Source organism: Acidovorax sp. NO-1, from assembly GCF_000238595.1.
In the GTDB taxonomy this organism is placed as follows: Bacteria; Pseudomonadota; Gammaproteobacteria; order Burkholderiales; family Burkholderiaceae_C; genus Acidovorax.
Map to the genome: position 1 here is coordinate 1 of NZ_AGTS01000109.1, position 19,316 is coordinate 19,316.

Sequence of the window (19,316 nt, forward strand, 5' to 3'; positions counted from 1 at the left end):
CCCCTTCAAAATGGGTGTCGAAATGCGCCCGAATTTGGCACATTTCGACGGAACTGCCCTATCTAGGCGTCGATCAATGTCTTTTTACGCCGTTTGGGGGGAGGATTAATCTCTAGCGCCTGAATTCCGCTGCGAGCAGCGTGAGCTTCAAGGAACAGGCAGGTAAAGAAAAACGGGACGTGCTCCGCTTAAATCGGCGACGGCGAGAAGGCTTGAGTGGCTGCCCAAAGGTCGGGTTCTTGCTGGTGCCAGTGACGCGCCCTATGAGGCGCAATGTGACAGTCTTCGAGGCTGCGAGGGGTTAGTCGATGCGCCGTGTCACGCCTGACATTCCCATTTATAGAGGAAGAACACGCAATGGCACGATTGAAACCGAACGACCTACTCGCACGGTTTGTCGCCTCATAACCCAAAGTTCTCGCGCAACCAATTAAATAGCGGTTCTCGCTAACAGTAAACGCCCACTTCTTAGTGGGCGTTTTTGTTTGTAGCCCAACCATAGCCTTGCTGTAGCCATTCGTAGCCTATCAGTTTGATCGATTGGTTCCATGCGACCATTGGGCAGGTTTAGGCTGACTGCCGTCACCTTCGGTGTACGACTCAATGATCGCTGATACACACACAGCTGACGCTGAACCGATTGCGGATCGAACGCCGGGTCCTCCTGCAGGACAAGCACTGAGTAGGGGACGCACGGGACACCGCTAACTTCGAGAAGCAGTGCAACACTAGCGTTGGCTGCCGGAAATGTGTCCGAATCCCCAAATTGTCTGCTGCGCCAGGCAGCAGCGATCAGCTCCAAGGAGAGTCAGCGCCCTTGCCGTCGACTCAGACACTCGCATCATTCTTCAAATGACGGGCTCAGTCGCACCGTTTCGCCAATGATCAGCAAGCCCGGTCGAGGACCGTAGGGGGGAGCGATCTCGACCAAGCGGCGCAATGGGTGGGCCAGAACGGACTGTGTGGGTCGGGCACCGTCCTGGACGATGGCCGCGGGTGTGTCGGGCGGCAGCCCGTGGGCGATCAAGGCCTGGGCAATCTGCGCCAGACGCTGAACGCCCATGTAGAACACCCGGGTCTGCCCCGCACCCGCCAGGGCTTGCCAGTCGTGACTGGCCTGGTCGTCCGCCAGATGGCCGGGCAGAAACACGCAGCTGGCTGCAAGGTGGCGGTGAGTCAGCGGAATGCCAGCCGCGGCGGAGCAGCCGCTGGCGGCTGTCACACCGGGCACCACCTCGAATGCAATGCCGGCCGCCTGCAGCGCCAGCACTTCCTCGCCACCACGTCCGAACACATAGGGGTCACCACCTTTGAGGCGAACGACGCGCAGGCCCTGGCGCGCATGCCCCACCAGCAGGTCATGAATCTCTTCCTGCGGGACCGCGTGGTGTCCCAGCGCCTTGCCCACGTACACACGCCGGGCGGCGGCCGGGATCAGCGCCAGCACATCCTCGGCGATCAGCCGATCGTGCACCACCACTTGGGCCTGTTTCAGCCGGTTCAGCGCGCGCAGCGTCATCAGGTCGGCCGGTCCCGGCCCGGCGCCAACGATGCAGACCGAGCCCGCAGCCGGCGTCTCACTCACCATCGATGACCCCCGGTCCCTGGTGGAACACCAGATCGGCGACTACCTGTCCGCCCACCAGGTGCTGCCCGATGATGCGGTCCATGTTGTCGGGGGTCACGCCGTGGTACCAGGTGCCGTCGGGCTGCACGCACAGGATGGGGCCGCCCTTGCAGGCAGCAAAACAGCTCACGCGGCTGCGCTTGACGCGAAGCGCGCCTTCGTTCAGCCCGGCGGCCTTGAACTTCTCGCCCAGGCTGTCGAACAGCACCTGCGCCGCGCCGTCCTGCGTGCAGCGCGTGCCGGTGCAGACCAGCAGGTGCCGGCGGTAGTCGCCGATGCGGGGTTTTTCTGTGCTGCTCATGCCTCGGTCTCCTCTGTGCCGGCCTCGGCCGGTGCGTGTGCATCGGGCGCCGCCAGCACCTGTGCGATGTAGTCGGCGGGCAGGCGGTGTCGGCTGGCGAGTTCGACCAGTCCCGCGCCGGCTGCGTGCTCGGCCCGCAGCCCCTCGATCCAGCCCAGCAGGCCACTGGAGAGCGAGCGGCCGGCCTTCTCGCCTTCGCGGGTCTCGAAGCCCTGGTCCACGTCGTATTTGTTGGCGTAACCGCGCGGGGTGACCATCAGCCCCTCGCGCAGGAAGGTGCTGCTGTTGCCGATCAGCACGGTGCTGAGCATGCCGATCTCCTGTTCGGCCATCTGGTCCAGGGTGGTGTGCACGATGTGCTGGCGGCGCCGGTAAGCGCTCTTGACGATCGCCACCGGCGTGTCCGCCCGGCGGTGGCGCAGGAACAGGCGCTGCGCCTCGACGATCTGGCGCGTGCGGCGCCCGCTCTTTGGGTTGTAAAGCGCCACCACGAAGTCGGCCGCGGCGGCGGCGTCCAGGCGCCGGGCGATCACCGGCCAGGGCGTCAGCAGGTCGGACAGCGAGATGGAGCAGAAGTCGTGCGTCAGCGGCGCGCCGACCAGGGCCGCGCAGGCGTTGATGGCCGACGCGCCGGGCACGATCTCCACCGCCACATGGTCCTCCGGCGTCCAGCCGGCCTGGAACAGCACCTCGTAGGTCGGGCCGGCCATGCCGTAGACGCCGGCGTCGCCCGACGAGATCAGCGCCACCTTCTTGCCGGCGCGGGCCGCGGCCAGCGCGTGCACGGCGCGGTCCAGCTCTTCGGTCATGCCCTTGCGCACGACTTCCTTGCCGTCCAGCAGGTCGGCCACCAGCTTGATGTAGGTGACGTAGCCAACCACCACGTCGGCCTCGGCGATGGCGGCGCGCGCGCGGGCGGTCATGTGGTCGGTATGGCCGGGGCCGATGCCCACCAGGCTGATGCGGCCGGTGGTGCCCGCGTTGCGCGGGGCAGTGACGGGGGTGTCTGTGGTCATGTCGTTCCTTGGGACGGGCGGGGGTTCAATGGCAAGGCCGCGGTCAGCTGTGCAGCGGTTGTTCGGTGGTGGCGCTGGTGTCGGTGTTCCAGGACGGGGCCCAGTTGTTCTCGGTGAACAGGGCCGGCACCGGACGCGCCTGGCGCCACTGTTGCTGGATGAGCAGGGGTGTTTCGTAGAAGCGATCCACCGGACCGATGCACAACAGGCCCAGCGGCACGGCGCCCGCGGGCAGCGCCAGCAGCGTGTGCAGGTCGCCGGGTTCGAACAGCGACACCCATCCGAGACCCAGGTGTTCGGCGCGCGCGGCCAGCCAGAGGTTTTGCACGGCGGCGCCCGCCGAGCACCACGCCATTTCGCTCGCCAGCGTGCGGCGACCGAACAGCGTGCCGTCGTCTGGCGCCAGCACCAGCGCCCACAGTTCGGCGCACTCGCGCACCCCTTCCACCCTCAGTGCCAGGAACTCAGCCGCACGGGGGCCCAGGGCCTGCGCGGTGCGCATGCGCTCCTGGTCCACGGCAGCGGCCAGCCGGTCGCGCAATACAGGGTCGGTGATGCGCAACACCCGCAGCGGCTGCATCAGGCCCACGGACGGCGCGGCGAGCAGCGCCGATTGCAGGCGGGCCCGCACGTCTTCGGCGACCTGCGCACCGGCAGTGAAGTGGCGCATGTCGCGCCGCACCTGCATCAGCGCCTGCACGGCTTCGCGTTCGCTGGCTGTGAAACGGCGCGCCGGATCGGGGTTGGCGACACAGGGCGGGATGGCTGTGCGCGGCATCACCCGCGCCACCGACACCGTGGCGTTGCGCCCGTCGCCGCCGCGCAGCCGGTGCTTCTCGACGCACAGGGCGGAGGCCTCGGTGGTGCCCGCGGCCAGCAGCGCCGCGGCTTCGGAGACCGAAGGGGTGCCGGTGTGGCGGCGCACGGTTTCGGACGGGTGGGGCACCTCCACCTCGGCCAGCTGGGTGGCGGGGTAGAAGTGCAGCGGCCAGCCGGCCTGCGCGGCCAGCGCCAGCAGCGCGGGTTCGTCGGCCTTGAGCGTGATGCTGCCCACGCCGGTCACCTGTCCGCGCTGAAGGCCGGCCACGGCCAGGGCTTCGTCGACCGCTCGCGCCAGCGTAGCCAGGGGCGTGCCGCGGTCGCAGCCGATGCCCAGGGCCACCTTCATGCCGCGGCCTCGGTGGTGGCGTCGTTGCCGGCCGGCAGCGGCGGGCGGTACACCACCAGCCGCTCGTGCAGCGTCTGCCAGAGCGTGTCGTCCACCGGGCGGTGGGTGATCCACAGCACCGCGCGGTAGCGGGCCAGATCCACATCCTCCAGGCGCGTGTGGCGGTGGATGTTCGGCGGCAGCGGGGTGGGGCGGGTCCACCAGTGCGGGCTGCCGGCCTCCTGCACCACGGCCACCGGTTCCTCGTTGACCACCGCGGCCGAGACGCGGGTGATGTTGAGTTTGGGCGCCTCAACCTGCCAGCCCAGCTCACGGCCCAGGATGTCGACCGGGATGGTCTTGCCCACGTCCGACGCGGTGGTGAGCACCGCCGTGGCGCCCAGCAGCGCGGCCACGGTCTCGGCCATGGCGTTGGCGCCGCCCACGTGGCCCGAGAGCACGGGAATGACGAACTGGCCGGCGTCATCCACCACCAGCACGCCGGGGTCCTCGTCCTTGCTCTTCAGGTGGGGTGCGATCAGCCGCACCACCGCACCCAGTGAGACGAAGAACACGATCTGGTCGAAGGCCTGGAAGAGCGACCCGATCTGGTCCTTGAACGCGCCTTCGTACGCCTGCACCGGGTTGGACAGGCCCCTTGTGGCTTCTGCAAACTTGGCCGCGACACAGAGCGACGCCTGAGGCAGCTGCCGCGCCAGCGTGGCCGCCTGGGCAGAGCCGTGTTTCGTGATGGCGACCAGGCAGACGCGGGGAGGGGCGGTGATGTCCGGGTTCATGGGGTGGTCTCCAGTGGCGGTGGGCCGCTCTTTTTCAGGCAGCCCTTGATGCGCTCGCCGCGCACGCGATGAGGGTTCTTCACGATCAGCAGCGAGAGGTAGCTGACCTTGCTGCCGCGCAGCGTGAGCAGTTCGGGGCCGGACAGCCGGCGCTCGTCCAGCGCGCCCACACGCTCCACGAAATGCGCGCCGGCCAGCAGGTCGCGCGCCTCCAGCCAGTCCAGCAGGTCCTCGATCAGCGGCTTGATCTTCATCAGCACCAGGGTGTCGAAGTCGGGCAGCAGCCGGTCGACCGCGCCCACGCCGTAGGCCGCCGGCACGATGGCCACTGTGTCGTCCTGCTCGGCGAACGGTTCGCCCACATCCGCACAGGCCGCGGTGAACGAATTGACTCCTGCGATGGTGCGCACCGGCACCCGCTCGTCCAGCCCGCGCAGGGTGCGCGCGAGGTGGCCGAAGGTGGCGTAGGTGGAGGCATCGCCCTCGACCAGGAACAGCACCTCGCGCCCGGCCTGCAGCCAGGGCAGCACGGTCTGCGCGGCCTTCAGCCAGGCGCGCGCCAGCTTCTCGCCGTCGTGGGTCATGGGAAACAGCAGCGGCGTGTGCGTTTCGGGCAACGGCAGCCCGGCGCGCATCACGATGTCCAGCGCATAGCTGGGCGTCTTGCCACTGCGCACCGGGTAGACCCAGATGGCGTCGCGGCACTCCAGCGCGGCCCAGGCCGCGCGGGTGATCAGGCCGGGGTCGCCCGGGCCCAGCGAGATGCCGTGCAGGGTGCCCATGCGCGGGGTGGTTGAAGGCGTGACGTCAGCCATGCGCCGTCTCCTCGGCCGCCACCACCGGCCCGTGTTCGCCGTGGCCCATGGGGCCCACGCCGGCGCACACCAGCCACACCGGGTTCTCGGCCGCCATGCGGTGCATGTGCAGGATGGGGCGGCTGCGCGCCGCCTGCAGCTGCAGCACGTCCCAGTCGGCGTTCAGCTGCTGCAGGGCCTGGGTGGCGGTGGCCAGGTTCTCCAGTGTCACGAAGTTCATCACCAGCCGGCCGCCGGGCCGCAGGCGCCGCAACACCTGCTCGATCAGTCCGGCCAGCTCGCCGCCCGAGCCACCGATGAACACTGCGTCGGGGTCGGGCCAGTCCTCCAGGCCCTCGGGCGCCTTGCCGTGCTGCAGCGTGTAGTTGCTGACGCCGAAAGCTGCATGGTTGCGCCGGGCGATGGCGTGGTCGGCCTCGTTCTTCTCGATGGCGAACACATGGCCCTGCGGGCACAGGCGGGCGGCCTCCAGGCCCACCGAACCGCTGCCGGCGCCGATGTCCCAGACCACGCTGTCGGCGTGCAGCTGCAGCCGCGCCAGGCTGACGGCGCGCACCTCCTGCTTGGTGATCAGGCCTTTCTCGGGCTGGCGCTGCTCGAAGGCGCTGTCGGCCAGGCCGAAGCGCACCGGTTGCGGTCGCGGCCGGGTGCGCCACAGCAGCACCACGTTCAGCTCGGCAAAGCGCATGCTGGCCGCCTCGGTGGGACTGAGCTGCGCATGCACCTGTTCGTCGGGCTGCAGCAGGTCTTCAGCCACGGCCATGTGGAAGTCGCTGCCCAGACCTTCGGCCAGCAGCAGGCGGGCGATGCGGTCGGGGCAGTTGGCCGGGCTGGTCAGCAGCAGCAGGCGCTGCTCGGCGCGCAGGGCCTGGGCCAGCGCGTACAGGCCGTGCGAGGGTGGGGCACCGCGCTGCCACTCGCCTGCGTCGGCGGCGTGCACGGAGACGATGCGTGCGTCCTGCCAGGCCAGGCCCACGCGGGCACAGGCCAGTTGCAGGGTCGAGAGGTTGGGCAGGATCTCCAGCGCGTCCAGGCACAGGTGCTGGGCAAGGTAGGGTGCGATGCCGTGGCACAGCGGGTCGCCGGTGGCCAGCACCACGCAGGACTGGTGGGCCTCGCGTGCGGCGCGCACCCAGCCGGGCACGGCCTTCAATTGTCCTGTCAGGTCGTGGGTGAGGGTGCCGGGCTTGAGTGCGTGGCGGAACAGCGCCAGCGTGCGCGCGCCGCCAATCACCACGTCGGCCGTGCGCAGGTGGGCCAGCGCGGTGGCGCCGAGGCTGGCCACGCCGTCGTCGAGCACGCCGATGACGCGGCAGCGGTTGGGATCGTGGGAGGGCAGGTCGTTCATTCGGTGTCGAAGTCGAAGTGGTGGGTGTGGCCGATGCCGGTGCGGCCGGCGGTGGCGGGGCGGGGGCGCGCCTCGACGGGGGCCGAGCGCACGTCGGCCACCAGCTTGCCGCTGAAGTCGCACACCAGCACGCGCAGCGCAAACGCGTGGCCGTAGCGCTCGGGCGCGGTGAGTGTGTCGATGGCGCGCTGTGCGAGCGCCTGGTGAAAGGCCGGGCCCAGGCCGCGTTCGACCATCAGCTCGGCGCCGAAGCGCGCGGTCTCGGCGGCGGCGATGGCGGCGCAGTCTTCGTCCGTGGCGCCGATCTGCCGGGCGATCTCGGCGACCAGGTCGGTGTCCACCACGTTGCGGTTGGCGTGGGTGATGGTCTCGCCCTGGGCGATCTTGGTCAGCTTGCCCACCATCACGCCCAGCACCACCTCGGGCAGGCCCTGGGCCACCACCTCATCCAACGCGTAGCGCAGGAAGTCGCCCATCTGCACGAAGCAGGCGGCGGGCAGGCCAGGGCGTTCCGCACGCAGCGTCTGCATAGCAAATGTCTCGGTGCGGCCGCCGGTGGTCAGCGCCACCACACCGTGGTCCAGCGTGGCCGCCACCTGGATGCCCTGCACCACGCTGGCCCGCCAGGCGGCGGTGGAATAGGGTTTGACGATGCCGGTGGTGCCCAGGATGCTGATGCCGCCCAGGATGCCCAGCCGCGCGTTGGTGGTCTTCTTCGCCATCTCCTGGCCGCCGGGCACGCTCACGGTGACCTCCAGCCCGTGCTGTGTGAGTAGCCTCGGCGCGGCCTCGCGCAGGTTGTCGGCGATGTTCTGGCGCGGCACCGGATTGATGGCCGGACCGCCCACCGCCAGCCCGAGGCCAGGCAGCGTCACCGTGCCCACGCCGTCGCCGGCCACGAACGCGATCTCACCTGCCTTGCCGGGCAGCAGGCGCAGGTCCACCGTGAGGTGCGCGCCGTCGGTGCAGTCCGGGTCGTCGCCCGCGAACTTCACCACCATGGCGTGGGCGCTGTGCGCATCGCAGCGCCTGTCGTGCACGTCAAAACGCACCCGCTGGCCGTTGGGCAGCAGGCTCTCCATGGCGTCGGGCACCTGCCCGGTTTCCAGCCCCTGCGCCGCGGCCCGGGCGGCCGCGGCCGCGCAGGCGCCGGTGGTGAAGCCGGTTCGTGTACCGCGCGGGGTGGTGCTTTCCATTCAGGCGCCCTCGGCGCGTTGCTGTGCCTCGGCCAGCGCCAGCAGCGCGTGCAGGGCGGCGACCACCAGGGTGGAGCCGCCCTTGCGGCCGCGGATGACGATCCAGGGCACGTCGGCGATCTGCGCCATCAGGTCTTTCGACTCTACGGCCGACACGAAACCCACCGGCATGCCCACCACCAGGGCCGGGCGCACGCCGTCCTCCATGATCAGCCGCACGAGTTCGATCAGCGCGGTGGGCGCGTTGCCGATGCCGACGACGGCGCCCTGCAGCAGGCCCAGGCGGTGTGCCTTGCGCATGGCCTGCACGGCGCGGGTGGTGTTCTGCGCCTGCGCCTGCGCAATCACGTCGGCGTCGCTGATGAACTGGTGCGTGGACATGCCGAAGTGCGCCAGGCGCGGCCGCGACAGGCCCGAACAGATCATCTCCACATCGGCCACCACGGGGGTGCCTCCGCGCAGCATCGCGGCCACGCCCGCACGCACCGCGCCGGGGTGGAAGTCGGTCAGGCCGTTGAACTCGAAGTCGGCGTTGGCGTGGATCATGCGGCGCACGATCGGCCACTGCTCGGCCGAGTAGGCGTGCCGCCCGGCCTCGGCGTCGATGATGGCGAAGCTGTCGTGCTCGATGGCCTGGCCGGCGGCGGTGAGCTGCTCGGTGACGGTGTTGACCGTGCTCATGCGGCAGCACCCTCGTGCGCATGGCTGTGCACGTGCACCGGGGCGTGCGTGTGCTCGTGGGAGTGCCCATGGCCCATGTCGTGTGCGAGCTCGCGGTAGCTGCAGCCGTCGCAGGGCAGCTTGCTGTCGGGCACACCGGCCAGCAGGTCGTGCACGCGCTGCTCCACCAGTTCGAAGATTTCTTTCTCGAACCCGAAGTGCGTGCCGCAGGCAAAGCGGATCTGCGGGTACTGCGCCCGCAGGTGGTCCACCTGGCGGTGGATGCGCTGCATCAGCGTGCCGGTGTAGAGGTAGTAGGGCAGCACCACCACTTGGCGCAGGCCGATCAGCACCTGCCGCTGCACCACGCGCTCCAGCCGCGGAAAGGTGATGCCGGTGAAGGCCAGGTCCACCAGCTCGTGGTCGCTTTCTTCCTGCAGCCAGCGCGCCATCTTGGCCATGTCGCCGTTGGCGCCACGGTCGGACGAGCCCCGGCCCAGCAGCACCACGCCGGTGGTGGTGGGGTCGGGCATGTCCAGCGTGGCCATGGCCTGGCGCAGGCGGCGCTTGAGGATGGCGAGGATGGGGTCGCAGGCGCTCAGGTGCGGGCCGTAGAGGAACTCGACGCCGGGTGCGTGCTCGCGGGCGTGCTCGATGGCCTCGGGAATCTCCATCTTGGCGTGACCGGCGGCATTCAGGATCAGTGGCAGCACCAGCACGCGGCGCGACGACCGCGCCGCGGCCAGCAGGCCATCGTGCAGCGAGGGCGCGGCAAATTCGATGAAGCAGACCTCGATGCGCCAGGCCGGCTGGCGCGCGCGCCACTGGTCGACGAAGACGCGGATTTCCTGGTTGCCGGTGTCCTCGCGCGAGCCGTGGCCCACCAGCAGGATCGTGGTGTGATTCATGTCGTGGCTTTCCTGAAGCGGTGTGTGAAGCCCGGGTCGTAGAGCCGGGACCGGGTCAGCTCGGGCCAGTGGCGCGCGCCCAGCGTGGGGCTGGCGATCACCATGGCCTGGCTGACGATGCCAGCGTCGCGGCACTGTTGTTTGATGGTGGCCAGCGTGCCGCGCACGATGCGCTCTTCGCCGGGCCAGCTGGCCTTGTGCACCACGAGCACCGGCGCGTCGTCGGACCAGCCGGCGGCGCGCAGGCCGGCTTCCACCTTGTGCAGCAGCGTGATGGACAGAAAGATGCACAAGGTCGTGCGGTGCGCCGCCAGCGCGGCGAGGTCCTCGCCGTCGGGCATGGGCGTGCGGCCTTCCACCCGCGTGAAGATGGTGGTCTGCGTGACCTCGGGCAAGGTGAAACTCTCGACCGCCGCCGCCGCCGAGGCCATGGCCGAAGACACGCCCGGCACCACCGCCACCGGCACGCCCGCGGCGTCCAGCGGCTGCACCAGTTCGATGAGCGTGCCGTAGAGGGCCGGGTCGCCGGTTTGCAGGCGCACCACGGTGTCGCAGCGCGCCGCGTTTGCGATCAGCCAGGCCGACATCTGCTCCAGCGTCATGTCCTTGCTGTCCGCGATCAGGCAACCCGGCGGTGCCCAGCGGGTGGCCGCCTCGTTCACCAGCGAACCGGCGAACAGGATGGCCCCGGCGCGCGCGATCAGGTCGCGCCCCTTGACCGTGACCAGGTCCGGGTCGCCCGGACCCGCCCCCACAAACCAGACCGTTCCGAGGCCCATGGTGTGCCCCCGGTCAGGCGGCCTGGTGCAGACGGCGATCCACCACCGCGCTGCCCTGCAGGCCACGCAGCGTCTTGGCCAGTGCGAGCACGGCCAGATCGATCAGCGGCTCGGCCAGCACCACGCTCATGTAGGCGGCGCCGAAGCTGCCGATGCTCACCAGGTTCTCGGCGCCCAGGCCACGCCCGTAGAGCGCCCAGAAACCCACCCACAGCACGATGCCGCCCTGGTAGGCCAGCGACAGCTTCAGGGCCTGGCCGTAGCGCAGATCCACATAGGCCATCTGGTCGGGAATCACGCGGCGAGCCAGCGCCGCGGTGGCGAACAGCGGCACCAGCAGCGTGGTCACGTTCATACCGTACTGCGGCAGGTCGAAGGGTGCAAAGAACAGGCCCTGGATCAGCAACCCACCCGCCAGCCCGATGGCCGCGGGTGCCGCGCCGAACAGCAGCATCAGCGTGGTGCCCAGGATCAGGTGCACCTCGGACACGCCCACCGGGTGGTGCGGCAGCACCTCGAAAAAGCAGAACACCAGCGCCGTGGCCAGCGCGGCCCGTAACAGCAGGGCCGCTGCGCCGTCCTTTCTGATCGCGTCCGCGGACAGCTTGGCCGTGTAGCCGATGCAGGCGGCCGCCGTGGTGTAGCTCAGGGCGAGCTTGGCCCCGTCCACCAGACCTGGTTCGATGTGCATGAAGTGACTCCTTGGGTTGGATGCGTTGGACACAACGCGGTTAAAAAGTCGGCAAAGACCCAAGGGAGAGGTGAGGACAGGTTCCGTCGGCGAACGGACAGCCCCCGGCGAGCGCACGCGCAGGCGCTGGCACAGACTCGCAAAGCAATGCGAAGGGATGACATGAGAACACCGGCGAAGACCCCTCACCGCCTTCCCCGACGGTGTTTGGGTAATGCGGCTGCGCTTGGGGCGCAGCCTCCTTGTTGGCCGGTATCCGGGCTGACAGAACGTTTCTCAAAGCCTTCCCGGTGTGACCCAGTGGCGAAATTTTGAGAAATGGGGGCCTTGGCAATGCCTTGGACCACCCGTCTGCTTACCGTTGCGGGGGCAGCGCAGGTTAGGTTCGTCCGTGTGGGACTCGCCCTCCTGCTTCCCGTTGAACTGCGATGCCTGAACAGCATCGCGAGCACCAACAGCTTTTATTCTATACCCCCAAAAATTGCTCGGAGCGTTTGAGCGGCAACGTTGCAATCCTAGAGCTCGTGCATCGGAGCATGGAGCACAGGCGAGAGGCTCGTATAGGCTGGCTGCAGTCGCTCAACACGCAGCCGTTGTACGACTGCTGCGATCAAGAGCAGACAGTGAAGAAAATTACCGGGGATGTTTCTGCGATGTAAGAACTGACACAGCTACCGTGGTCAATTGTGGACAGCGGCATCTAGAAGGCGCATCGTCTTTGTCCGCCCACTCGATGGGAGACCATCATGGAACCCGTTGCAGCCGTCGTTCATCGCGAGCCCTGGAACAAGGGCAAGATCGTTGGTCAGAAAGCGCCCTTCAAGCCCAAGGACATCTGGGCGCTGCGCGTGCGCCTACAGATGGAGCACCGGGTCCGCGAACTTGCGCTTTTCAATCTGGGAATCGACAGCAAGCTACGTGGGTGCGACCTGGTCGCCCTCAGAGTCCGCGATGTTTGCCATGGTGACCAAGTCGCTTCACGAGCAACGGTCATGCAGCGCAAAACTCATCACCCCGTCCAGTTCGAGCTGACGGCGACCACTCGTGAAGCGCTTCAGCAATGGATCAAGACCGCCAAGCTGAAATCAGAAGACTTTATCTTTCCGAGCCGACTTCACAAGTCGCCGCATCTAGGGACGCGTCAGTACGCCCGAATTCTTGAGCGCTGGGTGTTGCAGCTCGGCTTGGATCCAGCAGAGTACGGAACGCACTCCATGAGGCGCACCAAGGCTACGCTCATTTACCGCAGAACGAAGAACCTACGTGCAGTCCAGCTACTCCTGGGCCACTCAAAAATCGAGTCAACCGTCCGCTACCTTGGCATTGAGGTCGACGACGCTCTTGAGCTATCCGAACAGACCGAGATTTGAGCGGGGAACGCGCAGAAGGCTCATCGGGGGCGGCTAAGCTCTGGGCCAAGTTCACCGTGAACTGTGGGACCACGAATGGCACTCCGGGTACGCCAGCGCCCTTTGCCGTAGGGCAGAATTCGGCCAAGAGCGGTCCTTTTGATGTCGCGTGCAGAAGCACCCACGTGAGTTACCTTTCTGTGAGCCGTAACCGCCTGACGTCCTGCTGGGGCGGTGCGCCGAATAGCCTGTTGTATTCACGGCTGAACTGCGAGGCGCTTTCGTAACCGACCAGCCCTCCGGCTCCGGCTGCATCCATGCCCTGATTCAGCATAAGCTGCCGCGCTTCCTGCAGCCTAAGTTGCTTCTGATACTGCAGCGGGCTCGTACCTGTTATTGCCTTGAAGTGGTGCCGGAAGGTCGATGGACTCATGTGCACGCTGGCTGCCAAGTCATCGACCTGCACCGCGTGCGCGAAGTTCTGCTTGAGCCAGCTCACAGTCTTTGAAATCTGTTGACTCGGCGATCCATCGGCAACCATGTGCTGCAACTGGGGCCCGTGGGGCCCAACAAGCAACCGCGCGATGATCTCTCGCCGAATGAGCGGGGCAAGCGGAGCTACAAGTGCTGGCTGCTGCAGCAGTTCGATCATTCTGATGAGATCCCCGATGAGGTGATCGTCCAGGTGCTCCACGCCGATGGGCCGAAACACGCTTGATCGACCAGGCGTCGGCAACTCCATCTCGGCAGCCATTTCCACAACCGTCTGCTTGTCCAGAGTCAGCATCATCCCTAAAAGAGGTTCCTGCGCGCTGGCGTGTGTGACGTGCGAGATCACCGGCAAATCAATGGTCGTGAGCATGGATTTGCCCGGGCCGTACGCGACGACTTCGGCTCCCACCAGGGCCTGCTTGTGGCCCTGCGCCACTACGCCCAAACCCAGGTTGAAGATGCAATGCAGTGGTTCGGTGGGACCCTTTCTCCTATGCAGTGACAGCGATGGAATGGCAGTGAAGTAGTCGCCATCGGATTGGGCAACCGAGGCAATCGCTTGAGCGAGCCGAGCGATTGCCGGAATCGCTGGCACCGGCAAAGAAACAGAAGGTTGCATTGAGATTTCCTGGCGCAATTCGATGATCGAACTGTAGTGCCGCTCCTGCAATCCGCGAAGACCATGGATCCAGTCTCGTCATTTTGTGCAACAGGTCCGCCAGCTTGGGCAACGACTTTAGACAGCACGCCGCAACAATCAATCCACACCGTGCCGCCGCCCAACCACTTCAAGGATTCGTGCTATGAATGACAAGACAACTGCCTCCGCTCCGAGCAATCTCAGCCGCCGCCAGGCACTCTTTGGTAGCTCCGCCGTCGCCGCTGCGATGTTCCTTCCTGAATTGGCATTGGCTGCGAATGCGCCCATCCTGGGCGCCGCGGTAGGCGATGCCCGGATGCTGCCCGTCACTTTCAAAAACAACGGAATTGACATGGCAGGTCACTTGTATCTGCCCAAAAATTTCAGTGAGTCCGCAAAGTACCCTGCCATCATCAGTGTGCATCCTGGTGGTGGGGTGAAGGAGCAGACCGCTGGCCTGTACGCCCGCAAGCTTGCAGAACAAGGTTTTGTGGCCCTAGCGTTCGACGCGTCCCACCAAGGTGCAAGCGGTGGCATGCCCCGCCTGCTGGACGATCCAATGCGCCGAGTGGCCGACATCTACAGCGCCGTTGATTACCTGACCGCGCTGCGCTACGTTGACGCAAGCCGGATTGGCGCTCTCGGCATCTGCGCGGGTAGCGGAACTGCCGTGAAGGCGGCATCCATGGAGCGCCGCATCAAGTCCATCGCGACAGTGAGCGCGGTGGACGTTGGCGCCGCCACCCGCAAGGGCTGGGACGGCAAAGCGCCTCAAGCAGACCAGATTGCCATGCTCGATTCTGTTGCCAAGCAGCGCAGTGCCGAGGCTGCAGGCGCCGCGCCCGCCTACGTCAACTACGTGCCGAAAGTAGGGGACAAAACCGCGCCTCGTGACCTGCAAGAGGCCGCTGACTACTACCTCACTTCGCGCGGTCAGCACCCGAACGCACCCAACAAAATGCTCATGACGAGCCTCTCCGCACTCGCCTCCTTCACGGGTTTTGACCGTCTCGATCTGCTGACCCAACCTGTGCTGGCCATCGCCGGCAGCGAGGCCGGTTCCCTCTGGCACAGCCAAGAATTGCATGCAAAAGCCGCTGGCCCGAAGGAGCTTTTCATTGTGAAGGGCGCTACCCACATGGACCTTTATGACGGCGAAGGGGTCAGCATCGCGATGTCCCAGCTGTCCCCATTTTTTACTCGCACGCTGTAATTCCAACCTTCCCTAGTCCTGCCAGGAAGCGGGCATCGACAGGCAAGTACGGCCACAAGATGGCCCTTCACCCACGATGAACAAAAGGACCGACATGGATCACACTAGCCCTTTTCTGATGACGCGGCGCGATACCCTGTTGGCGGGCGCCGTTACCGCAAGCGGCGTGGTGCCCAGCGCAGCAGCTGCAGCGCCAGCCAAACAGTCGACAGCGACTGCCCCTCTCACGCGGGTCACGATGAGCGTGAATGGCGAATCCAAGACTTTGGAGTTGGATACCCGCACTACCTTGCTAGACACTTTGCGGGAGCATCTCCATCTGACGGGCACGAAGAAGGGTTGCGATCATGGCCAGTGTGGCGCATGCACAGTCTTGGTGAACGGCAGGCGCATCAATTCCTGCCTGACCTTGGCGGTCATGCATGAGGGCTCCAGGGTGACCACCATCGAGGGCCTGGGCACACCTCAGCGGATGCATCCCATGCAGACGGCTTTTGTGAAGCACGATGGGTATCAATGTGGGTACTGCACCCCTGGGCAAATATGCTCGGCAGTGGCGGTGATCGATGAGATAAAACAAGGAATTCCTAGCCATGTGAGCGAGGACCTGACAGCGCGCCCCTTGCTCTCGCCAGCGGAAATGCGCGAACGCATGAGCGGCAATATCTGCCGTTGCGGTGCATATTCGAACATCGTCGATGCAATGACCGAAGTCGCAGGGAGCCAAGCATGAAGGCTTTCACCTACGAGCGTGTCACAACCACGGCCCAGGCCGCTGCAGCAGTCGCACGCCAGCCAGGAGCCAAGTTCATTGCAGGCGGTACCAACCTGCTCGATCTGATGAAGCTGGAGATCGAGGTGCCATCGCACCTGGTCGATGTCAATGGGCTCGCACTGGACAAGATCGAGTCCACTGCGCCCCTCCCATCCATCTGGCTTTACCACCCTCTTTGGCAGGCTCCAGCCAAACGACTTCTTTCGCCCATTCGACTTCCTTCACCAGCCAACTCCGTCCTGCCAATAGTAGTAACCGTTGAGGGTCCTCGCCGGTTAGCACTGTAGGATCGATATACCCGACCTCCGCGCTGCCGCATCGCCCCGTCAAGAGCTGTGCGCCACTGAAGGATGCCAGCAGATCACGGTAATGGCCTCTACCGAACTCACGCTCCGTCTCTGGGCCAACGCGGATCAAACCGTTATCAGTGTCCAGATAGCCTTGCTGAACCATGTGACTCACCATTGCCTTGAAACCCAAAGTTCTCGCGCAACCAACATGTAGGCGGTTTCCGCTGAAAGCAAACGCCCACTATCTAGTGGGCGTTTTTGTTTGTGCCCAAGTTGTGCCCATCCTGTGCCCGACTTGTGCCTTGGCAGATTTAGTTGATCACGATCGATTTCGAAGAGTGTGCCGTCACACCGGGTCGATGTCACTTCCGAAAGAGGTCGGCTTTGGCCGCTTTGGTAATGGCCGCTACACAGGGATGCGTGATACGCCGCTCCACTGAAATGGCGAAAAACTCCTCGACCAGCTCGGTGGTGCGTCCTATCACCTCGACACCAAACTGTGCGGTGGTTTCTTCATCCAGGACGGTGGGAGATGTGAAGACCCCCCGGCCCTCGCGCCCAAACGCATTCATCAAGGCGCTGTCGTCAAACTCGCCCACGACCCTTGGTTGCAGGTGGTGTCTGTTGAGCCAATGATCGAGCTGCTGTCGGACGGAGGACATCGGACCCTGGATGAGCATGGGGGCCCCCTGTAGGCACTTGGGGAACTGTCCCACAAGCTGCGATTTCAGTCCGGGGGCGCATAAAAAGCTCATTCCGCTGGTACCGAGCGGGTGGTTGAAGGCTTTGACACCGATTTTTTTGGACACGGGTTCGTCCGCTAGCACCAGGTCGAGCTTGTGCAGGCTCAGTTGAGCGATCAGTTCGGGAAACTTGCCTTCCTGGCAGGTCATGTGGACCTGCTCGGGCATTCCTAACGCCGGTTCGAGCAGGTGGTAGGCCACCGATTTGGCGATCGAGTCGGCAACTCCCACGCGAAATTCGAGCGGCTTGGTCTGGCCGCGGGAGAGTCGAATGGATTTCTCCAGCTCGTCACCCAGCGCAAATATCTGTTCGGCATAGCCAAGGGCGACGCGGCCTTCGGTGGTGAGCTCCAGGCCTCGTCCGCGCTTGCGAAAGAGGTCGTGTCCGAGCCATTCCTCCAGTTGCTTGATTTGCCCGGACAGGGTTTGGGGAGTCGTATGCAGTTGCTCTCCAGCACGCATGACTCCGCCCGCCTTCGCAACCGTCCAAAAATACCGGAGATGTTTGAAGTTCATGGTGTTTTACTTCGAAAAAACGGAATGATCTGAGCGGATAAAACGAATATACGCGAAGTGTCAAACCCCGTACATTGAACGCTCGGCCCCAATCCGTCGTTGTTCTTGCGGCGGGCTGGCAATGTCAATCTTCACAAGGAGTAGCAACGATGCGGATCACCACCCGAGGACAACTTGCGGTATCGGCCATGACTGACCTGGCGTTGCGCCAGAAGATGCGCCCGGTGGCGCTGTCGACCATCAGTGCGCGGCAGGGAACGTCGCTGTCGTATCTGGAACAGCTGTTCAGCGCCTTGCGCCGTGCAGGGCTTGTCGATAGCACCCGTGGCCCTGGCGGCGGCTATACGCTGGCCCGCAACACCGACCAGATCTCGGTGGCCGAGATCATCCTGGCGGTTGAGAACCTCAAGTCCGATGACATGCAGAGCCTGGCAGCCGGGCAGGCCGCCCAGGTCAAATCCATGACAGGCGAGCTCTGGTCCACATTCAATGCCCGGGTGATGGACTACTTGCAGTCGGTAACGCTGAAGGACCTCGTCGCCCAACAGCATGCCAAAGGCGTGGTGGCCGAAGATCTGGCGCCGGCGGCTCCCCGTGCAAAGCTGAGTGCCAAGCCCCGGCCGCTGATGGCACGGGTGGGGGTGCCCAACTCGGTGTTCGCACTGGGTTCGATCCCGGTCCTCCAGCGACGTTGAGGCCTGCCGAGTGGCGCGCGCCTGAAATGGGGTGCCGCCGCCCGGCCTTACCGAGCGGCTACCTGTGCGGTCGCGCGTGCCACGGGATGGTGTGCAAGAACTGCGTGTTTCTATGGCGCAGGGGTCGATACCCCGACGCCATCGAACCGCCGGCTCAGGATGCGTACACAGCATCCAGCGAACGAAAACCCTTGATTTCTATGGGGTTGCCACTCGGGTCGTGGAAGAACATCGTCCACTGCTCTCCGGGCTGACCTTCAAAGCGCACCTGGGGTGCCAATACAAAGTCGGTACCCGCTGCTTTCAAGCGGTCCGCCAGCCGATGCCAATCGGGCAGCTCCAGAATGGCGCCGAAATGCGGCATGGGCACCAGATGATCACCTACGTGGCCCGTGCGGGCGCTTGCAAAGGGGGCGCCCAGGTGCAGGGAAATCTGGTGTCCGAAAAAATCGAAGTCGACCCAGGTGTCCGTACTTCGACCTTCCTGGCATCCAAGCACGTCGCCATAAAAGCGACGCGCCGCATCGAGGTCGGTCACGTGAAAGGCAAGGTGAAAGAGACTGCGCATGCCGCACAGGATAGCAGCCGTGCGCCTTGCGCCATGCCTTGGCCCGAAACGGGCCCGGCGTGGCAGCGGTCAGCGCCTGCGAGCCGCGGTGTCGCTCAGGCCGGCCGGTGATGCTGCTCGGCCTTTTCCTGGCAATGCACGCAGCGTGCCGCCTCAGGCGTCGCGTGCAGGCGCGCTGCAGTGATGTGTGTGCCGCAGTCCGTGCACTCGCCGTAGGTACCAGCTTCGATGCGAGCCAGGGCCGCGTCAATCGCCGCGAGGTGGGCGGTTTCGCGTTCATCCAGGGCGAATTCCAGTGCCCGCTCTGAGGCCACCTGTGCACGCGGGTCTTCGGGACGGCCGAAGTGCTCGGCGGCGGCTTCTGCCCGCCCGATGACGCCACCGCGTTGTGCGGCCAGCTGGGCCAGCAGCGCTGATTGCTGGGCCAGCAGTTGCTGGCGGAAGGGGGCGGCTTGGGTCTTGTCCATGCAATGGCTCCTCATCGTGGCGAATACGCGCATGGTGCGCCTGCATTGGCCCACCCGGTTTGATGAAGGTCAAGGCCACCCCCTTGTCCCTGAACCGAAGGGCGCAAGGAGGCTGAAGGATGACCTGCATAACTCCCTGCGGTCGGTGATAGCGCGGCCTCGGGCGGTTCGCTGCGTTGCTCTTCTGGCCAATAGCCCGGCTATTGGTTGCCAATAGACGCCTTGCGCCCCATCCCGATCCGCACTACCACCGCCTCGCGAGGGTTATGCAGGACATCCTTAA

General features: G+C 65.6%; 20 protein-coding genes, 1 pseudogene and 1 riboswitch. Of the genes and pseudogenes, 5 read left to right on the forward strand and 16 right to left on the reverse strand.

All coding sequences use genetic code 11. The features are described 5' to 3' along the window. Positions 1-841: 841 nt before the first annotated feature. Genes cobA through KYG_RS18480 form a run of 12 tightly spaced genes read right to left on the reverse strand, consistent with a single transcriptional unit; the run spans position 842 to position 11,285 of the window. Positions 842-1,588 carry a uroporphyrinogen-III C-methyltransferase gene (cobA, locus tag KYG_RS18425; RefSeq protein WP_008906444.1) on the reverse strand — a complete coding sequence of 249 codons (747 nt, stop codon included), beginning with the start codon at positions 1,586-1,588 and terminating at the stop codon, positions 842-844. After that, positions 1,578-1,928 carry a ferredoxin gene (locus KYG_RS18430; protein WP_008906445.1) on the reverse strand — a complete coding sequence of 117 codons (351 nt, stop codon included), beginning with the start codon at positions 1,926-1,928 and terminating at the stop codon, positions 1,578-1,580. Before KYG_RS18430 ends, cobA begins: the two co-directional genes overlap by 11 nt. Continuing rightward, positions 1,925-2,944 (reverse strand): precorrin-3B C(17)-methyltransferase, encoded by a 1,020-nt coding sequence (gene cobJ, locus KYG_RS18435; RefSeq protein ID WP_008906446.1) that lies wholly within the window; start codon positions 2,942-2,944, stop codon positions 1,925-1,927. The genes KYG_RS18430 and cobJ overlap by 4 nt, the downstream gene beginning before the upstream one ends. Positions 2,945-2,987: 43 nt before the next feature. Then, on the reverse strand, positions 2,988-4,112 hold the full coding sequence (gene bluB, locus KYG_RS18440; protein WP_008906447.1) for a 5,6-dimethylbenzimidazole synthase: 1,125 nt from the start codon (positions 4,110-4,112) through the stop codon (positions 2,988-2,990). Then, entirely contained in the window at positions 4,109-4,888 is a 780-nt protein-coding gene (locus KYG_RS18445) for a cobalamin biosynthesis central domain-containing protein (RefSeq protein WP_008906448.1), read from the reverse strand. The genes bluB and KYG_RS18445 overlap by 4 nt, the downstream gene beginning before the upstream one ends. Continuing rightward, positions 4,885-5,703, reverse strand: a complete 819-nt coding sequence (cobI, locus tag KYG_RS18450) for a precorrin-2 C(20)-methyltransferase (protein ID WP_008906449.1) — start codon at positions 5,701-5,703, stop codon at positions 4,885-4,887. The genes KYG_RS18445 and cobI overlap by 4 nt, the downstream gene beginning before the upstream one ends. Further along, positions 5,696-7,051: a bifunctional cobalt-precorrin-7 (C(5))-methyltransferase/cobalt-precorrin-6B (C(15))-methyltransferase gene (locus KYG_RS18455; protein ID WP_008906450.1), complete on the reverse strand. Its 1,356-nt coding sequence runs from the start codon at positions 7,049-7,051 to the stop codon at positions 5,696-5,698. The genes cobI and KYG_RS18455 overlap by 8 nt, the downstream gene beginning before the upstream one ends. Beyond that, positions 7,048-8,247: a cobalt-precorrin-5B (C(1))-methyltransferase gene (locus KYG_RS18460; protein WP_008906451.1), complete on the reverse strand. Its 1,200-nt coding sequence runs from the start codon at positions 8,245-8,247 to the stop codon at positions 7,048-7,050. The genes KYG_RS18455 and KYG_RS18460 overlap by 4 nt, the downstream gene beginning before the upstream one ends. Beyond that, entirely contained in the window at positions 8,248-8,928 is a 681-nt protein-coding gene (locus KYG_RS18465; RefSeq protein ID WP_008906452.1) for a precorrin-8X methylmutase, read from the reverse strand. Continuing rightward, positions 8,925-9,815, reverse strand: a complete 891-nt coding sequence (locus KYG_RS18470) for a sirohydrochlorin chelatase (protein WP_008906453.1) — start codon at positions 9,813-9,815, stop codon at positions 8,925-8,927. Before KYG_RS18470 ends, KYG_RS18465 begins: the two co-directional genes overlap by 4 nt. Beyond that, positions 9,812-10,594, reverse strand: coding sequence for a precorrin-4 C(11)-methyltransferase (cobM, locus tag KYG_RS18475; protein ID WP_008906454.1), 783 nt, complete (start codon positions 10,592-10,594; stop codon positions 9,812-9,814). The genes KYG_RS18470 and cobM overlap by 4 nt, the downstream gene beginning before the upstream one ends. A 13-nt stretch (positions 10,595-10,607) precedes the next feature. Beyond that, positions 10,608-11,285, reverse strand: coding sequence for an energy-coupling factor ABC transporter permease (locus tag KYG_RS18480; RefSeq protein WP_008906455.1), 678 nt, complete (start codon positions 11,283-11,285; stop codon positions 10,608-10,610). A gap of 229 nt (positions 11,286-11,514) precedes the next feature. Next, a riboswitch (cobalamin riboswitch) is annotated at positions 11,515-11,756 on the reverse strand. 275 nt (positions 11,757-12,031) lie between these two features. Here KYG_RS18480 and KYG_RS18490 point away from each other — a divergent pair. Then, on the forward strand, positions 12,032-12,655 hold the full coding sequence (locus tag KYG_RS18490; protein WP_008906457.1) for a tyrosine-type recombinase/integrase: 624 nt from the start codon (positions 12,032-12,034) through the stop codon (positions 12,653-12,655). Between the two features lie 169 nt (positions 12,656-12,824). On the opposite strand, the gene KYG_RS18495 is transcribed toward KYG_RS18490, so the two are convergent. Continuing rightward, positions 12,825-13,745, reverse strand: a complete 921-nt coding sequence (locus KYG_RS18495) for an AraC family transcriptional regulator (protein ID WP_008906458.1) — start codon at positions 13,743-13,745, stop codon at positions 12,825-12,827. Between the two features lie 184 nt (positions 13,746-13,929). Between KYG_RS18495 and KYG_RS18500 the strand changes: the two genes are divergently transcribed. The 3 genes and pseudogenes from KYG_RS18500 to KYG_RS23985 form a co-directional block, all read left to right on the forward strand. Next, positions 13,930-14,979 carry an alpha/beta hydrolase gene (locus tag KYG_RS18500; RefSeq protein ID WP_008906459.1) on the forward strand — a complete coding sequence of 350 codons (1,050 nt, stop codon included), beginning with the start codon at positions 13,930-13,932 and terminating at the stop codon, positions 14,977-14,979. A gap of 94 nt (positions 14,980-15,073) precedes the next feature. Beyond that, a complete protein-coding gene (paoA, locus tag KYG_RS18505; RefSeq protein WP_008906460.1) occupies positions 15,074-15,712 on the forward strand; it encodes an aldehyde dehydrogenase iron-sulfur subunit PaoA in 639 nt (212 codons plus the stop codon). Continuing rightward, positions 15,709-15,894 (forward strand): annotated as a pseudogene (locus KYG_RS23985) (FAD binding domain-containing protein); the annotation flags it as partial. The gene paoA and the pseudogene KYG_RS23985, both read left to right, overlap by 4 nt. 512 nt (positions 15,895-16,406) lie before the next feature. On the opposite strand, the gene nhaR reads toward KYG_RS23985, so the two are convergent. After that, entirely contained in the window at positions 16,407-17,303 is an 897-nt protein-coding gene (nhaR, locus tag KYG_RS18515) for a transcriptional activator NhaR (protein WP_008906462.1), read from the reverse strand. A 149-nt stretch (positions 17,304-17,452) separates the two neighbouring features. On the opposite strand from nhaR, the gene KYG_RS18520 reads away from it, so the two are divergent. Continuing rightward, on the forward strand, positions 17,453-17,998 hold the full coding sequence (locus KYG_RS18520; protein WP_008906463.1) for an Rrf2 family transcriptional regulator: 546 nt from the start codon (positions 17,453-17,455) through the stop codon (positions 17,996-17,998). Between the two features lie 154 nt (positions 17,999-18,152). Here KYG_RS18520 and KYG_RS18525 read toward each other — a convergent pair whose 3' ends face one another. Further along, on the reverse strand, positions 18,153-18,566 hold the full coding sequence (locus tag KYG_RS18525) for a VOC family protein (protein ID WP_008906464.1): 414 nt from the start codon (positions 18,564-18,566) through the stop codon (positions 18,153-18,155). 95 nt (positions 18,567-18,661) lie between these two features. Further along, the gene (locus KYG_RS18530; protein WP_008906465.1) at positions 18,662-19,033 is read right to left on the reverse strand and encodes a TraR/DksA family transcriptional regulator; all 372 of its coding nucleotides are present in this window, start codon (positions 19,031-19,033) and stop codon (positions 18,662-18,664) included. Positions 19,034-19,316: the final 283 nt, after the last annotated feature.

Bases quoted from the DNA above. Each gene is read 5' to 3' on its own strand.
- KYG_RS18490 (WP_008906457.1), top strand. From the start codon at position 12,032: ATGGAACCCGTTGCAGCCGTCGTTCATCGCGAGCCCTGGAACAAGGGC.
- nhaR (WP_008906462.1), bottom strand. From the start codon at position 17,303: ATGAACTTCAAACATCTCCGGTATTTTTGGACGGTTGCGAAGGCGGGC.
- KYG_RS18495 (WP_008906458.1), bottom strand. From the start codon at position 13,745: ATGCAACCTTCTGTTTCTTTGCCGGTGCCAGCGATTCCGGCAATCGCT.
- KYG_RS18460 (WP_008906451.1), bottom strand. From the start codon at position 8,247: ATGGAAAGCACCACCCCGCGCGGTACACGAACCGGCTTCACCACCGGC.
- bluB (WP_008906447.1), bottom strand. From the start codon at position 4,112: ATGAAGGTGGCCCTGGGCATCGGCTGCGACCGCGGCACGCCCCTGGCT.
- KYG_RS18500 (WP_008906459.1), top strand. From the start codon at position 13,930: ATGAATGACAAGACAACTGCCTCCGCTCCGAGCAATCTCAGCCGCCGC.
- cobI (WP_008906449.1), bottom strand. From the start codon at position 5,703: ATGGCTGACGTCACGCCTTCAACCACCCCGCGCATGGGCACCCTGCAC.
- KYG_RS18525 (WP_008906464.1), bottom strand. From the start codon at position 18,566: ATGCGCAGTCTCTTTCACCTTGCCTTTCACGTGACCGACCTCGATGCG.
- KYG_RS18430 (WP_008906445.1), bottom strand. From the start codon at position 1,928: ATGAGCAGCACAGAAAAACCCCGCATCGGCGACTACCGCCGGCACCTG.
- KYG_RS18520 (WP_008906463.1), top strand. From the start codon at position 17,453: ATGCGGATCACCACCCGAGGACAACTTGCGGTATCGGCCATGACTGAC.
- cobA (WP_008906444.1), bottom strand. From the start codon at position 1,588: ATGGTGAGTGAGACGCCGGCTGCGGGCTCGGTCTGCATCGTTGGCGCC.
- KYG_RS18480 (WP_008906455.1), bottom strand. From the start codon at position 11,285: ATGCACATCGAACCAGGTCTGGTGGACGGGGCCAAGCTCGCCCTGAGC.
- KYG_RS18470 (WP_008906453.1), bottom strand. From the start codon at position 9,815: ATGAATCACACCACGATCCTGCTGGTGGGCCACGGCTCGCGCGAGGAC.
- KYG_RS18530 (WP_008906465.1), bottom strand. From the start codon at position 19,033: ATGGACAAGACCCAAGCCGCCCCCTTCCGCCAGCAACTGCTGGCCCAG.
- KYG_RS18465 (WP_008906452.1), bottom strand. From the start codon at position 8,928: ATGAGCACGGTCAACACCGTCACCGAGCAGCTCACCGCCGCCGGCCAG.
- paoA (WP_008906460.1), top strand. From the start codon at position 15,074: ATGGATCACACTAGCCCTTTTCTGATGACGCGGCGCGATACCCTGTTG.
- KYG_RS18455 (WP_008906450.1), bottom strand. From the start codon at position 7,051: ATGAACGACCTGCCCTCCCACGATCCCAACCGCTGCCGCGTCATCGGC.
- cobJ (WP_008906446.1), bottom strand. From the start codon at position 2,944: ATGACCACAGACACCCCCGTCACTGCCCCGCGCAACGCGGGCACCACC.
- cobM (WP_008906454.1), bottom strand. From the start codon at position 10,594: ATGGGCCTCGGAACGGTCTGGTTTGTGGGGGCGGGTCCGGGCGACCCG.
- KYG_RS18445 (WP_008906448.1), bottom strand. From the start codon at position 4,888: ATGAACCCGGACATCACCGCCCCTCCCCGCGTCTGCCTGGTCGCCATC.